General features: G+C 38.4%; 14 protein-coding genes. 6 read left to right on the top strand and 8 right to left on the bottom strand.

From position 1 onward, the window contains the following. Positions 1-133 precede the first annotated feature (133 nt). The 3 genes from glmS to EA341_RS14860 form a co-directional block, all read right to left on the bottom strand. Positions 134-1,975 (bottom strand): glutamine--fructose-6-phosphate transaminase (isomerizing), encoded by a 1,842-nt coding sequence (gene glmS / locus EA341_RS14870; RefSeq protein WP_293015937.1) that lies wholly within the window; start codon positions 1,973-1,975, stop codon positions 134-136. 123 nt (positions 1,976-2,098) lie between these two features. Continuing rightward, positions 2,099-3,463, bottom strand: coding sequence for a DUF4270 family protein (locus EA341_RS14865; RefSeq protein WP_293015936.1), 1,365 nt, complete (start codon positions 3,461-3,463; stop codon positions 2,099-2,101). After that, the gene (locus tag EA341_RS14860; protein ID WP_293015934.1) at positions 3,423-4,235 is read right to left on the bottom strand and encodes a glycogen/starch synthase; all 813 of its coding nucleotides are present in this window, start codon (positions 4,233-4,235) and stop codon (positions 3,423-3,425) included. Before EA341_RS14860 ends, EA341_RS14865 begins: the two co-directional genes overlap by 41 nt. 125 nt (positions 4,236-4,360) lie before the next feature. Here EA341_RS14860 and panC point away from each other — a divergent pair, with 125 nt between their 5' ends. The 6 genes from panC (at position 4,361) to EA341_RS14830 (ending at position 9,622) form a co-directional block, all read left to right on the top strand. Further along, positions 4,361-5,209, top strand: a complete 849-nt coding sequence (panC, locus tag EA341_RS14855) for a pantoate--beta-alanine ligase (RefSeq protein WP_293015932.1) — start codon at positions 4,361-4,363, stop codon at positions 5,207-5,209. Between the two features lie 17 nt (positions 5,210-5,226). Next, positions 5,227-5,574, top strand: a complete 348-nt coding sequence (gene panD, locus EA341_RS14850) for an aspartate 1-decarboxylase (RefSeq protein ID WP_293015930.1) — start codon at positions 5,227-5,229, stop codon at positions 5,572-5,574. Between the two features lies 1 nt (position 5,575). Then, positions 5,576-6,574 carry a lysylphosphatidylglycerol synthase transmembrane domain-containing protein gene (locus EA341_RS14845; RefSeq protein ID WP_293015928.1) on the top strand — a complete coding sequence of 333 codons (999 nt, stop codon included), beginning with the start codon at positions 5,576-5,578 and terminating at the stop codon, positions 6,572-6,574. Positions 6,575-6,610: 36 nt separating this feature from the next. Then, positions 6,611-7,297 (top strand): zinc metallopeptidase, encoded by a 687-nt coding sequence (locus EA341_RS14840; protein WP_293015924.1) that lies wholly within the window; start codon positions 6,611-6,613, stop codon positions 7,295-7,297. 112 nt (positions 7,298-7,409) lie between these two features. Next, entirely contained in the window at positions 7,410-8,549 is a 1,140-nt protein-coding gene (locus EA341_RS14835) for an acyl-CoA dehydrogenase (RefSeq protein ID WP_293015923.1), read from the top strand. A 140-nt stretch (positions 8,550-8,689) separates the two neighbouring features. Then, the gene (locus tag EA341_RS14830; RefSeq protein ID WP_293015922.1) at positions 8,690-9,622 is read left to right on the top strand and encodes an AraC family transcriptional regulator; all 933 of its coding nucleotides are present in this window, start codon (positions 8,690-8,692) and stop codon (positions 9,620-9,622) included. A gap of 109 nt (positions 9,623-9,731) precedes the next feature. Here EA341_RS14830 and EA341_RS14825 read toward each other — a convergent pair whose 3' ends face one another. The 5 genes from EA341_RS14825 to EA341_RS14805 form a co-directional block, all read right to left on the bottom strand. Then, the gene (locus EA341_RS14825) at positions 9,732-11,120 is read right to left on the bottom strand and encodes a peptidylprolyl isomerase (protein WP_293015921.1); all 1,389 of its coding nucleotides are present in this window, start codon (positions 11,118-11,120) and stop codon (positions 9,732-9,734) included. After that, the gene (locus EA341_RS14820; RefSeq protein WP_293015920.1) at positions 11,113-12,012 is read right to left on the bottom strand and encodes a peptidyl-prolyl cis-trans isomerase; all 900 of its coding nucleotides are present in this window, start codon (positions 12,010-12,012) and stop codon (positions 11,113-11,115) included. Before EA341_RS14820 ends, EA341_RS14825 begins: the two co-directional genes overlap by 8 nt. Then, positions 11,972-13,975 carry a peptidylprolyl isomerase gene (locus tag EA341_RS14815; protein ID WP_293015918.1) on the bottom strand — a complete coding sequence of 668 codons (2,004 nt, stop codon included), beginning with the start codon at positions 13,973-13,975 and terminating at the stop codon, positions 11,972-11,974. The genes EA341_RS14820 and EA341_RS14815 overlap by 41 nt, the downstream gene beginning before the upstream one ends. Positions 13,976-14,074: 99 nt before the next feature. After that, positions 14,075-14,482, bottom strand: coding sequence for an ATP-binding protein (locus tag EA341_RS14810; RefSeq protein WP_293015915.1), 408 nt, complete (start codon positions 14,480-14,482; stop codon positions 14,075-14,077). After that, complete coding sequence (locus EA341_RS14805) at positions 14,482-14,817, bottom strand: STAS domain-containing protein (RefSeq protein ID WP_293015914.1); 336 nt, start codon at positions 14,815-14,817, stop codon at positions 14,482-14,484. Before EA341_RS14805 ends, EA341_RS14810 begins: the two co-directional genes overlap by 1 nt. Positions 14,818-14,848 lie beyond the last annotated feature (31 nt).

Raw genomic sequence — 14,848 nt, 5'->3', positions numbered from 1 at the left:
AAAAAGAAAATAACTTAGTAAATATTTTGGAATGATATTTTTCAGGAGAATCTCTGTGTACTTTGTGTCTTTGTGGTGAAAATAGAATAACCACAGAGGCACATTGAAAAAGCTGTACCCCTATGGTGAAATACTACTCTACTGTTACTGACTTCGCCAAGTTTCTCGGTTGATCCACATTACAGCCTCTCATGACGGCAATGTGATAAGAAAGTTGTTGCAATGGTACAACAGCAATCAAAGGAACAAAGGCTTCTTCTGTAGCTGGGATTTCAATGACGTGATCAGCCATATTTTTAACGACTGTATCTCCTTCAGTGACCACAGCGATGATTTTACCTTTTCTTGCTTTGACTTCCTGAATATTGGAAACTACCTTTTCATAAGAAGAATCCTTGGTGGCAATAAAAACCACAGGCATTTCTTCATCAATCAATGCAATTGGTCCGTGCTTCATCTCTGCAGCAGGGTAACCTTCAGCATGGATGTAGGAGATTTCCTTCAGTTTTAATGCTCCTTCTAAGGCTACCGGGAAGTTGTATCCTCGGCCTAGGTAAAGGAAGTTTCTTGCGTCCTTGTATTCTTTGGCAATTTCTCTAACCTTATCATTAAGTTTGAGTGCCCTTTCTACTTTGGATGGGATTGTTTCCAACTCTCCTAAAAGTTGCATGTACCTGCTCTCAGACAAAGTACCTCTTTTGTATCCTAATTTCAGTGCCATCATGGTCAGTACTGAAATCTGAGCAGTAAAGGCTTTCGTGGAGGCCACACCGATTTCCGGTCCTGCATGGGTATACGATCCAGCGTGGGTTGTTCTTGGAATAGAGGATCCTACTACATTACAGACCCCAAAAATGGTTGCTCCTTTTGATTTTGCCAACTCAATGGCAGCAAGGGTATCAGCAGTTTCTCCGGATTGGGAGATCGCAATGATAAAGTCTTTATCGCTGATTACTGGGTTTCTGTACCGGAACTCAGATGCGTACTCCACCTCAACTGGAATTCTGGCAAATTCCTCAAACAAATATTCTGCTACCAATCCGGCATGCCATGAAGTCCCACAGGCCGTGATGATAATACGGTCTGCGTTCTGAAACTTATTCATGTAGTCGCGGAGCCCTCCGAGAACAAGCCTTCCATTTTTGGCATCCAGTCTACCTCTCATACAATCGGCAATGGATCTTGGCTGCTCGTTGATTTCTTTCAGCATGAAGTGCTCGTAACCACCTTTTTCTATGGCTTCCAACTCCATTTCCAATTGGTTGATATAAGGATTGGTTTCTACGTTCTCAATAGTTTTGATTTGTAGCTTGTTATCCCTGATGACTGCAATTTCATAATCATCCAGGTAAACCACCTGATTGGTGTATTCAATGATAGGGGTTGCATCGGAGGCAAGGAAGTATTCCCCATCACCTACACCAATGACAAGTGGAGAACCCTTTCTTGCAGCAATCAATGTATCAGGCTCTTCCTTATTCATCAAAACGATAGCATAAGCGCCTACTACTTTATGTAAAGCCAGTCTCACCGCCTCTTCAAGGCTGCAGTCATTATTATTGTAGATATCTTCAATGAATTTGATAAAGACTTCTGAGTCTGTTTCAGAATGAAATTGATAACCTTTATTGATCAAATCGGTTTTGAGGACATCATAATTCTCAATGATGCCATTATGGATCATGGCAAACTTTTCATTGGCTGAATAATGAGGGTGCGCATTGACATCATTGGGTTCACCATGTGTTGCCCAACGCGTATGACCTATTCCGATCTTGGATTCAAGGTTGACCTGAGTCAGGAGGTGATTTTCCAACTCGGAGACTTTACCTTTCTTTTTGTATACCCCAAGTCCGTTAGTGCTTAGCAATGCAACACCGGCACTGTCATAACCACGGTACTCTAATCTTTTTAATCCTTTAATGATAATGGGTAAGGCGTCCTGCTTCCCAACATATGCAACAATTCCACACATAAGTAAAAATTTTGAAAATCAAATCTAAAGTTTTTTTATTTAACCTAACAAAAAACAGTCCGATAAATCCACTTTTTTAAAATTTGGACCTCGGACTGTTAGACTTCAGTGAATAAAGTGAATTTACAAAACCCTGGTGGTAGAGTAGTAAATCTTAAGTTTCACATCGTTTGAATTGAAAATATAACTCCTTAAAGATTGTCTATAGTCATCATTGTTTCCAACGATAGGGTACAGCAAGAAGTCTCTTCTTTGAAATTTCCTCCTATACAGCGCATTGATATGAGATGTGATCATTTGCGTATAAATCTGTGATTCTGCGTCAAAAGCCAAATATGCGGGCGTTTCAGACCAGATAGGTTCATCCGTTTCAGGATCTACTTGTGGGAAGTTATCCGGATGTACAGCCATAGGCCTCCCATCATTTCGTAGTAGCACCCGATTGGTCTCATTGGTAAAATACATAGTATGCAATTGAGGAGGTCTTCGGGTATCTGTAGCATTCAAAACGGGACCTACTTCAAGTGATGCACGGTTGAATGTTACATTTTCCAAGGTATCCAAAAAGGCATCCAAAGGACTCATATCAAGTCTTACAAGTATTCCTGTATTGTTCATTGACCCTGCTTTCCCATCTAGGTCAAATGCTTTCCATGGTTCAATCAAACCAGCTGATGGTGTCCCTTCAGGATTTCGGTCAATTTGATTGAAATGTCTAGCTACATTATTGTTGACACCGGTAGCTATAGGATAAGCTCTTGATACAGTATCACCAGTATTTCTGTAAAAAAATACCATTCCTGTGTTATTTCCAGGGCGAAGTGTCATAGATACATTTTCATCTTCATTTCCTGTGAATACGATTCCTGCCAAATATTCTCTAAAGGTGAAAACATCCTGGAATGCGGAGCCTTCTTTTAAGTCTTCGAATATTTTTTTTGTGAAATCACTTTCGTCTTTGACACTGATAATCGTATCTCTTCTTTCTGAGAAGTCGATTTTTGCCTCTAAGAAAGGTTCAGATTCAAAATTCAGGGAATTAAAATTATAATATACAATGTCTCTTATCTGCTCCTCAAGTTTATGGACCCTTATAGTCTTTTCCGTACTGTGCTCATCTGCCAATACAGTCCTGACGTTAAAATTAAATCTGACGGAATCCAAAACAGCATCATTTGCTGGTCTTGGAATTTCGCGGTTGAAAAATAATCTCGTGTAAGAACGGGCCTCTGTTTTACCGAAAAAATCACTTTCATCATTTCCGAAAATCAAGTTGTTGGAGTTGATGGTGCTAAAAGAGTCCTGCAGAACAACAGAAGCAGATAAAGGGATTTCCACGAAGGAAACCCCAATCTGATTGTTATTGGGATCCAATTCCAACCCAATGGTGGAAGGATCTGCACAGGAACTCGCAATGATAATTGAAATGAACAGACCTAGAGCCAGCTTAGCCGGCCAGGTCAGTATAGATGTTATAGTAACTTTCAAAAAGTTGTTCGTCTTCTTCGCTGTTAATCTCACACTTCTTGTCTTTAGAGCACTCTTCTATGAGTTTGCTTAGGTTTTCTGATATTTCGTCGCTCTTGATGACTACATCGGCATATTCCATTCCTATTTTAAGGAAACCTTCGTAGTCTTTTGATTTGAGGGGAGCAAGAATGGCATCATCAATGTCAACCATTTTCACTTTTTCCAACAAATCATCTCCAAACTTATGGGTAAAACCTGTATTGTAGATTGCAAATACAGATTTTGTATCCTTAAATAAGGGTTCGTTTTTGTAGGTTGTTTTGAGATACATTGGAATCAAACTGGTCATCCAGTCATTGCAATGCACCACATCTGGGGCCCAACCCAGTTTTTTGACAGTTTCAATCACTCCTTTACAAAAGAAAATGGCTCTTTCGTCATTATCTTCGTAGAATTTTTCCTGCTTGTCATGGAAAACGCTTTTTCTCTGGAAATAGTCTTCATTGTCGATGAAGTAAACCTGAAGTTTTGCGTTTGGAATTGAAGCTACCTTTATAATCAGCGGCTTCTCTTCTTCTCCGACTGCAATATTAATCCCAGAAAGTCTGACTACCTCATGAAGTCTGTTTTTTCTTTCGTTAATTAATCCAAATCTCGGGACAAGGATGCGGATTTCCATTCCTTTTTCCTGCATGGCCTGAGGCAATGCTCTTACGAAGTTTGCAACTTCAGAAGTTTCTAGAAAAGGATTGATTTCACTTGCAACGTAGAGGATACGGAGTTTGGACATATCTTGTTGATTTTTGTTTAGGAATAAAATACGTACAAAGTTACAAAAAAAATGTGGTAAAGCCATTGTTATTCTGAATTATAATATAGTTTTGCCTCTATTTTACATTCTTAAAATACAACACGGTGAAAATCCTCCGAACCAAAGAGGCGGTCAATTCTGAACTTTCTATTCTAAAAAATAACCAAATTTCAATTGGATTTGTACCTACTATGGGCGCTCTGCACGATGGTCATTTGGATTTGATAAAAAAAGCAAAATTATATTCTGATTATGTTGTGGTTTCTATTTTTATAAATCCTACACAATTCAATAATGCAGAGGACTTTGCGAAATATCCGCAGACTTTGGATAAAGATATGGAATTATTGGATAAAACCGGGGTTGACTATTTATTTTTGCCTGAATTGGAGGAGATTTATCCAAATAAACCCCGTCTAAAAATGCTCTTCGAGGGGCTTGATAATACCTTAGAGGGTGAATTCCGTCCGGGACATTTTAGTGGTGTAGGAATAGTGGTAGCTAAGTTGTTAAATATTGTTAAGCCTCATATAGCATTCTTTGGACAGAAAGATTTACAGCAGGTGGCTATCATCAGACAGTTGGTTGCTGACCTGTCCATGGACGTGAAAATAATATCACTTCCTACTGTTAGAGAGGGAAGTGGCTTGGCTCTTTCATCTAGAAACATGAGGCTTTCAGAAAAAGAAAAAGAAAAGGCTTTGATTATTATCCATTCACTTTCTTTTGGCAAGTCAGAACTTTTATCAGGCAAAGATTGGTTAAGCACCCGTGAAGAAATCAAGGAGAAGTTTACCGTCCAAGACATCAAGCTTGAGTATTTTGAACTGGTGAATTCCCATACCATGGACAAACTTGAAAAGATTGACCATACTATTCCAAGTTCGATCTGCATCGCCGCTTATATAGGTAAAGTAAGGTTGATAGATAATATAACAGTAACAGAAGATTAAAGGAAATATACTACCCCATGCATATCCAAGTACTTAAATCAAAAATCCACAGGGTAAAAATTACCCAAGCCGAATTACATTATGTAGGGAGCATTACTGTCGACGAAGATTTGATGGATGCTGCCAATATCATTGAAAATGAAAAAGTGCAGATTGTCAATATTAATAATGGTGAACGTCTGGAAACCTATGTCATTAAAGGCGATAGGGGTAGTGGAATGATCTGCCTTAATGGGCCAGCAGCTAGAAAAGCGCAGGTTGGTGACGTCGTAATTCTTATTTCATATGCCTCGATGGATTTTGAGGAAGCCAAGAAACACAAACCTGTTGTTGTTTTTCCTGATGACCATAATAAATTGATATAAAGTGAGACTAACCAAAAAGCAGTGGATTCAGGTATTGTTGTCACTTGCCATAGCCATTTGGATTTTTTGGTTTCTATATAAAGACATCAAATTCCAGAGCCTTGTTGATGCTTTGCGCGAGACGTCATTTCTCTGGATTGCGGCTTCAATTCTGGTGTCATTCTTGGGGTTTTACTTGAGGGCTTGGAGATGGAAACTTCTGATAGAGGCCTCAGAGAAGTCTACTATTAGGACCAAGAGGTCCTTCATAGCATTGATGATAGGTTATCTTGTTAATCTTTTGGTGCCAAGAGCCGGTGAGGTCGCTAGATGTGGCGTAGTTTCGAAGATGGAAGGCCACCAAATGGGAACTTTGATAGGTACTGTTATTTTGGAAAGGACCATAGACCTTTTGTTTATGGTAATTACTATATTTCTGGCCTTCCTACTGGAGAATAAACTCTTTGTAAATTTGATTTCAGATTTGGTTTCCATAGAAGGTCTGTTGGAAAAAGTTTATGAAGCATTCCCATTGGTAATTGGGGGAGGGATCATAGCAGTGATATTTATCTATCTCATTTTCCAGAAATACAGGGATTCAGGATTAATCAAAAAAGTCAGACATTTTATGAGAGATCTCATTTTTGGCCTGATGAGTTTGAAGAAAGTAGAGAATCAAGCTGGATTCTGGTCAAGTTCTTCTGCTATTTGGATTACATATTACATTACCATGCTATTTGTAGCATGGGCAATACCTTCCACTGCCAGTTTGTCATTTGGGTCAGTACTCATGGTGATGGTAATGGGAAGTATTGGCATGGTAGCACCTGTTCAAGGTGGAATTGGGACCTTTCATGCATTAGTGGCTTTTATTTTGATGGCATACGGCTTGAGTAATGAAGAAGGAAAAATCTTTGCAGTGATAATCCATAGCAGTCAAGTATTGACTATTGTTGTCACTGGATTAGTATGCATGATATTTTTCTTCAAAATAACTTCTGATAAAGCATCAAAATCTTAATAAATTCGTAACTCATTAAGTAAAATATTTCTAACCATGATTATTCTAATAGTAATTGTATTCGCTGCTCTAGGTTTTATAGTGAGCAGAAGGCTTAAGAGCAAATTCAAAAAATATTCGCAAACCTCTCTCAAAGCTAACCTTTCCGGAAAAGAGATAGCGGAGTTGATGTTGGCAGATAACAATGTGTCTGATGTTAGGGTACTTTCAGTTGAAGGCCAATTGACAGATCATTACAACCCTGCTAATAAAACAGTAAACCTTAGTCCGGATGTATATTATGGGAGAAATGCCGCCGCCGCCGCAGTGGCTGCCCACGAATGTGGTCACGCCATACAGCATGCCACTGCTTATGCTTGGCTCAATTTGCGCTCTGCCATGGTTCCTGTGCAGAATGCCAGCGGTAAAATATTAAATATAGTATTGATCGCCTCTCTTTTTGGAGGTGCTTTCATCGGGTTGCCATATGAGCTAATAGGTTTTATTATAGTAGGTGCTTATGGTATCATGACATTGTTTACTTTGGTAACTTTACCTGTAGAGTTTGATGCAAGTGCAAGGGCATTGGCTTGGGTAAAAGAAAGAAACGTAGTTACACCTGATGAGTATGCAATGTCGAAAGATGCCTTAAAGTGGGCTGCAATGACCTATGTGGTAGCTGCTTTAGCAGCTTTGGCTACTTTGGCTTACTATATCATGATCTTCTTTGGTAACAGAGATTAATGTCATAGAAACTCAAAATGCATAAATGAGTTTACTTTAAGGGGCAAGAAATTGCCCCTTATTTTTTTTGTACTTATATTCCGAGCCTAAATTGTTAAACCCAAATACATATATGCATTTTGAATATACAGAGGAGCACTTAGCGGTGCGGGATGCTGCAAGGGATTTTGCAAAGTCCGAGCTTTTGCCAGGAGTCATTGAAAGAGATACCGAAGCACGATTCCCATACGAACAAATCAAAAAGATGGGAGAATTAGGCTTCATGGGTATGATGGTAGACCCCAAGTACAATGGTGGTGGCATGGACACCATTTCTTATGTCTTGGCGATGGAGGAAATTTCTAAGATTGATGCGTCAGCGTCGGTTTCAATGTCCGTCAACAATTCTTTGGTATGCTGGGGCTTGGAAAAGTACGGATCTGAAGAGCAGAAAGAAAAGTACCTTAAAAGATTGGCAAGCGGTGAGATAATCGGAGCTTTTTGCCTTTCAGAGCCTGAAGCAGGTTCTGATGCAACTTCGCAAAAAACTACAGCTGAGAGAGAAGGTGATCATTATGTATTGAATGGAACGAAAAACTGGATTACCAACGGCAATACTGCAAGTGTGTATCTGGTAATAGCACAGACTGATCCTGCAAAAGGACATAAAGGTATTTCTGCATTTATAGTAGAAAAAGAATGGGAAGGTTTTGTGATAGGTAAGAAGGAAGATAAGCTTGGAATCAGAGGTTCCGATACCCACTCTTTGATGTTTTCAGATGTTAAAGTGCCAGTAGAAAACAGAATAGGAGAAGAAGGCTTCGGTTTTAATTTTGCCATGATGACCCTCAACGGAGGTAGAATTGGTATAGCAGCCCAAGCATTGGGGATTGCATCAGGAGCCTATGAATTGGCTTTGGCATATTCAAAGGAGAGAAAGGCTTTCGGTAAACCTATAAGCCAACATCAGGCCATTCAGTTTAAGCTGGCAGATATGGCTACTCAGATTGAAGCAGCCAGACTTTTGGTATACAAATCTGCATGGCTTAAGGATCAAGGCATGGATTATTCTGATGCAAGTGCTATGGCTAAACTGTACGCATCTGAAGTTGCAATGAATGTTACCATCGAGGCCATTCAGGTTCATGGTGGATATGGTTATGTGAAAGAGTATCATGTCGAGCGTCTAATGAGAGATGCGAAAATTACCCAGATTTATGAGGGGACAAGTGAAATTCAAAAAATAGTCATATCCCGAAGCATTTTAAGATAATATCTACTTCTTCCAAAATGAGGGCATAAAAACTGGTTTTTATGCCCTTTTTTTATTCTTTCTAATTTTTTATTTAATAATTCTGCTTGATTATAGAAAATTATTATAGTTTTGGGAAAAAACCTTAATCAACCTAAATCATGGAATATTACAATAAAGTCATTGAATCAGTTGGTGTCCGCTTTTTAAGAGGAAATAATTACAGAATAGAGAAGCCTGTTAATGTGCTTGACTACAATGATGCTGAAAACACTTTGGTTTTGCTCCATCAAGGAAGTTTGAAATTTGGGGATGAACAGGAGTTGGTCAATGAGGGTGAGATATTGTTTATTCCAGCAAACAGAAAATCATCAGTTTCCTTTGGTGCAGCCTCTAAAAAGAATGAAGTTTTAAACGACACCTTTCTAGACAATAAGAGAAAATATTTACAGACTATCAGCTTCAGAGATATCAAAAACACTGAGGAAGACTGTGTTACTATTGTGACTTTTGAGGCGAAGGTGTTTGACGTAGTCAACTTTTTCCATTCTTTGGGGATTCCTCCTTTTGCGATCCGTTTCAATGACAGGATAGCTACTATAGTGGAAGACATGGTCAAGGAGACAGAACAAAGTACCCCAGGAAAAGAGAGGGTAATGAAAATACATACCGAATTATTGGTTATAGAGATTGTCAGACATATTCTCAAGAATAGGTTGTTTATGGAAGAACTTTCCACAAACAGTACTTATTTCAAGGATCCAAGATTGATTGACTTATTCAATTACATCAAGAAAAATATCGGAGGAGACCTTTCTAACAAAGTTTTAGCTAAGGTTGCCAATGTGTCTGAGGATTATGTTGGACAATATTTTAAGATGTTGACGGGAATCAATCCTCAGGATTATATTGAATACCAGAGAATGGAGGCGGCTGTAGAATTGCTTAGAACCTCTAAAAAGAGTATCAGAGATATTGGAAAAGAAGTTGGTTACAAGGATACTGCCTATTTCTGTAGGAGGTTTAAAATGATGTACGGATTACCTGCAGGTAAAATGAGAAGGAGAGAGTCTCTGATCAATGTGCAAAGCTAACTGAACAAGTTCTTTTAAACAGAAAAAACCGTTGTGTCCAATCACAACGGTTTTTTATTTTAAAATTCTTCCTCTTTTTTTGTTTTTAAGAGAAGAGATTCAATTCAAATTAATCCTTGAGAACTTCACATCTGTCGTAGGAAGGGTCAATGTCTATAAATACATCTTCTTTTGCTTTTACAAACCATCCACTAAGTATGGTATCTTCCTTTTTCCTTCGAGCAGCAGCTTTAAGTTTCTCATAATCATCGGTCATATTTGCCCTATGTGCGGCAAATCTATCTTTATAATAAAGAATTCTGACTTTGGTGCCTTCACGTTCATCTTCAAATCTCATGGGTGAAGTGATGGTGCCTACTTTCATAGAGTCAAGGGTGAAATAAAGAACGGGATCTTCTAAGGTTCTCAAAGTAAGTCTATTGGACTGGTTTTGTGGGTCGGAGAAGAAACCACCATTGTCGGAGGTTGGTCTGTCGTCTGAATGGTTTTTTGCAGCTTTTGAAAACTCGATTTTTTTGTCAATGATCTGCTGTCTCAAACTGTCTAGGTATCTTTCAGCTTTTTTGATATCATCTTCAGAAGGCAATGGTCGAATGAGAATATGCCTAGAATTATAGGTATTTCCTCTTCTTTCTAGCAATTGGATCATGTGAAATCCAAATTGAGTTTCGATGGGTTCACTGATTTCACCAGGTCTAAGACCCAATGCTGTGGCTTCGTACTCTGGTGCCAGTTCTCCCCTTCTGAAAAACCCCAATTCTCCACCTTGTGCAGCAGATCCTGGGTCTTCGGAATGGTTTCTGGCTAAAGTCTGAAAATCGGACTCACCACTGTCGATTTTCCTTTTGTATTCTCGCATTTGAGCGATGATATCGTCTTTTACACTTTTAGATACATCCGGTTTTTTTACTATTTGTCCTACGGTAACTTCCGCTGAGAAAAACGGCAAGGAATCACGTTCTATACTTGTAAAAAATTTTCTAACCTCTGCAGGAGAAATTGTCAGCCCGGCTGTAATTTTCTGCTGCATTTTTTGGACGATGAGTTGTTCTCTCAGCTGGTCCTCAATCTCAGATTTCAATTGGTCAGCAGTTTTACCATAAATTTCCGCCAATACATCTTCATCGCCTCCAAATTGTTGCATGACCATAGAAAATCTTTGGTCTGCTTGAAACACAACCTCAGCGTCTGTTACTGTTATAGAGTCAAGTTCTGCTTTAGCCACCATCAATTTATTGATGAGCAGTGATTCAAACACATCACATCTTGAAGGTGCTTCAAATTCTTGGTTAGACTGGGCAATAGCTTCAAGATAGGCTTGCTGTACATCTGATTCCAACAGAATGTAATTGTTGACTTTTGCCACAATCTTATCTAGAACCTGTCCCGTAGTCGGGGTACTGCTAGCGGGCTTTTGCTCTTCTTCCGTCTGAGCTACAGAAGGGAAAATTGCTACAAAAAAGACAATTGATAAAGTCAGGTATTTTAAGCTATTCATATATTTTAAACTCATTATTTTCAAGTGCACTGTTATAAATGTTTTTTTGGAGTTGTTCTACCAAGCTAACTCTTCTTTTGTTTACTAGGATTTTGGAAATTTCTTCACTGACAAACTCCATGGGAGGTATTTGGTCCTGTAACTTATATTCAAGAATCCGGAAGAAATACTTATACTTCTCATCTTCAACTGTAATTAGGTTATTACTTTTTAATAGCCCTACCTTATTGGGGTGGTCGGCCAATGGAGTATTGATGATAATGTCTTCAAACCGAATCCAAGTTGCGTCTTCCAAGAAATAGTTATTGGCATACTTTAAAGCAATATCATTTATGGCTTCACTCTGTTTTCCCTCTGATTCTGACAATAACCTGTCCAAGTTTCTGTTTTGGTTACTGCTTTTATCCATTTTTAAGAAATTACATCTTACGATGATTTCTTTTAGGCTGAAGTTTTTCTGATTCGAATTGTAATATTCTTCTATTTCAGAGAAAGGAATATTTTCATCAAGATTATCTTCCAAATAAGCTTTTTCAAACTCATATACCATCAGCGTATATTTGTAATCGAGCAGTTTCCTATTGATTTCTGCTTCATCATAAGCCATTGCCTTGGAGGCTTCACGAATCATCAGTTGCTTTCTAATCCACGACTGTACATATCGGTTGATAATTGCACTACTGTCTGCACTATTCATGCCTTTAGTAGACAGCAATTCCAATTCAGATAGTCTCAGTTTATTGCCTTCAACTTCTGCTACAACTGGATTTTCCTCTTCATCTTCCTGGTCTGACTTAAACTTAAACAAGTCACAGGCAGACATCAAAACAATGAGTCCGATTATACTTAGCTTAGTCAGCAACCACCCGCTCGGAGATTTTCTTTTTTTCATCCTCGTTGATCTGGATTAGATAACCATCTTTTAGAGAGGCTATCATCTGTTTATCCAGGTATTCTTGATAGTCCTGGATGACTTTGCCCCTAGTCTCCTCAAATTTCTTGATTCCTTCAGGGATCTTTTGACCGATGACGACAAAAGATGTTTTATTGTTGTGCTTGAGTTCGTTAAAATCCTTTGAAAGATCCACTTTACTCAAAATTGGATGTCCCTCTACTTCAAATGTATTTTCGTCCATCGTAAATGCCAAAGGATTATCTAACAGGAAGGTGTTTTCCAAACGATCAGCCAAGTCTTTTTTATAGACTTTGCCAGTCAAAAACTTTCTTACTGATGGGGTCGATTCTTCCTGTCCCATATTGATAATAATGGCCTCTACCCTTTGTTTCCACTGATACCGGTCCTTATGATCTTCATAAAATTGAAGCTGGCCTTCTTCGTCTTGAAGCGCTTTTTGCCAAACCTTTTCATTCATCAAAGAAAACAATAATATACCATCCCTATATTCTTGTAACAGCATTTTGTATTCTTCATTGTTGGCTGCAAGGTCTTTTTCTTCAGCTTGATTTAAAGAAACTTCAACAAACTTATCAAATGAAGCATCAAAAAAGCTTACCGAATTCGATTTTTCCCGCACTCCATTAGAAGAAATAAAATTCAAATAATCCTCAACAGTTTTTGAATTGATGTTGGTGAGGAATAAAAGACTATCTAGAAGGTTAGCCTCCTTGATTTTGTCTTTGGCTTTTTCTTTATCCGTATCAATAATAGTTTTTACTTCTGAAATCAAAGGACTGTTTTCAACAAAATCATAGCGTGACTTTTGAATTGCAGTAACCTGGGATTGAATCATAGAGGAGCGGCTGTCCCGCAAAATCCGGGATTTGATCTGTGCCTCCATTTCCTCGAAACTTGGAATTGGTTTCCTATCTTCTAGGCGAATGATATGATATCCATATGGCGTTTTAACCGGACTGGAAATTTCACCGATTTCTGAAAGACCAAAAGCAGCTCTTTCAAATTCAGGAATAACCGAACCTAAACTAATCCATGGAAGTTTTCCTCCTGAATTTTTACTACCCAAGTCTTCTGAATATACTTCACAAACTTCTTCCCAAACACTTTCAGGCTTTTGAAGCTCTGTGTAAATATCTCCTATTTTTCTAAGTATTCGTTCTTCAGATACTGGGTCTCCTTGTTGGTTTCTCAATAAAATGTGTGATACGCGGATTTCACCCGGGTTAGGTTTTCTGTCTTCCATTTTGATGATGTGGTAGCCGAAATTGGTAAGAACCGGGTCTGATATTTCTCCTACATTGAGTGCATATGCAGCATCTTCGAACTGATATACCATTTGAAGGGCAGTGAAATAGCCCAAACTACCTCCATTGTCTTTCACCGATGGATCATCGGAATGTTCCTGTGCCAGTTGATTAAAGTCTGCTCCTTTTTCTGCATCCTCCTTGAGCTTGAGTGCCATTCTAAATACTGCTACACTGTCATCTCTACTTGCATTGGCGGGAAACTGGAGCAAAATATGACTTGCCTTGATGGTTTCGTTCATCCGGCTATAAGCTTTTTGAAGCTCACCTTCTTGAAGGGAATTTTGAATCAGGTAGGGTTTTATAAGGTCTTGTTTGAACATATCAAACTCCTTGCGGAAATCCTCCAGAGTGTCCAGCCCGATTTTCTCAGCTTCTTTAACCTTTAGCTTATAATTGACAAAAAGATCAAAGTTCTCCTCAAATTCAGCTTGGGATAACTTCTCGTCATTGTTTTGAAATTCCCTGTTTTTGGACAGGAGATATAAAAATTCTTCAGGATAGATTTCTTCCCCTTCAATACTGAGGAGAGCCTGTCGTTTTTCTTCCTGACTTTCCTCTTTGATTACTGTTGCTCTAGGGCTACAGGAGAATGCAAGAAATAATATTGAATACCAGAAGTACTTTTGATTCATATGATAAGGCATACCAAATTCCAATTGCAATGTTACAAATTTATATGAAGAATAATGGCCAAAAGCACACATTCAACTAATAATTAACAATTATTTGGATTAGAGATTCTTAAACAATCTACAAGTGTTTTTGGTGCCGTTTGATTCAAATTCAATTTTGTCCATGATTTTTTTGACAAGCATGATGCCTAAGCCACCCTTTCTTTTGGTTTTCAATACTTGGTCTATATTGGGCTCTTGGTATTCAATGATATTGAAGCCTCTTCCATAGTCTTTAATTTCAAAAATGATGGTTTCGTTTTTTCTGAGAACGTAAAGCTCAATAAACTCCGTTGGGTTACAATCGTGACTATGAATAATAAGGTTTGCACATACTTCTTCCACTGCCAAAATAACCTGAAGGCTGTCAATTTCGGTCAACGTAGTTTCCTTAAGTTCTAAATCAAGAAATTGCCTAAGATTGACCAATTGGTCTGTGTTACAGTATAGCCTTAGCTTTTGTTTCATTATAATTCCTCCAGCGCCTCTTCCTTTGTGTTTTTAATATCCATCAGTTTGTCCAATCCGAGTATGACAAAGACTTGAAATACTTTCTCCTTTAAGCCGTAAATGACCAATTTGATATTTCGCTCTTGAAAATCTTCCAAATAAGACATGAACACACCAAGGCCTGCAGAAGAAATATATTCGAGATGGCATGCATCTACCAATATTCCAGACTCACCTTCCTCCAAAAGACCCTGAATACTGCTGTCCAGTTCAACCGAATTACTGGCATCAACCTCTCCTTCCAAATGAAGTATTGAATATTTTTCTTCTTTTATTATTTTGATTTCCAGCATGTCTGAATATACGCTTTAAAATAGCTTAGGT

It is taken from the genome of Mongoliibacter sp. (assembly GCF_007692705.1).
Classification (GTDB): Bacteria; Bacteroidota; Bacteroidia; order Cytophagales; family Cyclobacteriaceae; genus Mongoliibacter.
The sequence above is the reverse complement of the archived record's forward strand: the minus strand, read 5'-3'. Positions and strand labels throughout refer to the sequence as shown.

Bases quoted from the DNA above. Each gene is read 5' to 3' on its own strand.
- EA341_RS14840 (WP_293015924.1), top strand. From the start codon at position 6,611: ATGATTATTCTAATAGTAATTGTATTCGCTGCTCTAGGTTTTATAGTG.
- EA341_RS14810 (WP_293015915.1), bottom strand. From the start codon at position 14,482: ATGAAACAAAAGCTAAGGCTATACTGTAACACAGACCAATTGGTCAAT.
- EA341_RS14825 (WP_293015921.1), bottom strand. From the start codon at position 11,120: ATGAATAGCTTAAAATACCTGACTTTATCAATTGTCTTTTTTGTAGCA.
- panD (WP_293015930.1), top strand. From the start codon at position 5,227: ATGCATATCCAAGTACTTAAATCAAAAATCCACAGGGTAAAAATTACC.
- glmS (WP_293015937.1), bottom strand. From the start codon at position 1,975: ATGTGTGGAATTGTTGCATATGTTGGGAAGCAGGACGCCTTACCCATT.
- EA341_RS14805 (WP_293015914.1), bottom strand. From the start codon at position 14,817: ATGCTGGAAATCAAAATAATAAAAGAAGAAAAATATTCAATACTTCAT.
- EA341_RS14830 (WP_293015922.1), top strand. From the start codon at position 8,690: ATGGAATATTACAATAAAGTCATTGAATCAGTTGGTGTCCGCTTTTTA.
- EA341_RS14815 (WP_293015918.1), bottom strand. From the start codon at position 13,975: ATGAATCAAAAGTACTTCTGGTATTCAATATTATTTCTTGCATTCTCC.
- EA341_RS14820 (WP_293015920.1), bottom strand. From the start codon at position 12,012: ATGAAAAAAAGAAAATCTCCGAGCGGGTGGTTGCTGACTAAGCTAAGT.
- EA341_RS14860 (WP_293015934.1), bottom strand. From the start codon at position 4,235: ATGTCCAAACTCCGTATCCTCTACGTTGCAAGTGAAATCAATCCTTTT.
- EA341_RS14835 (WP_293015923.1), top strand. From the start codon at position 7,410: ATGCATTTTGAATATACAGAGGAGCACTTAGCGGTGCGGGATGCTGCA.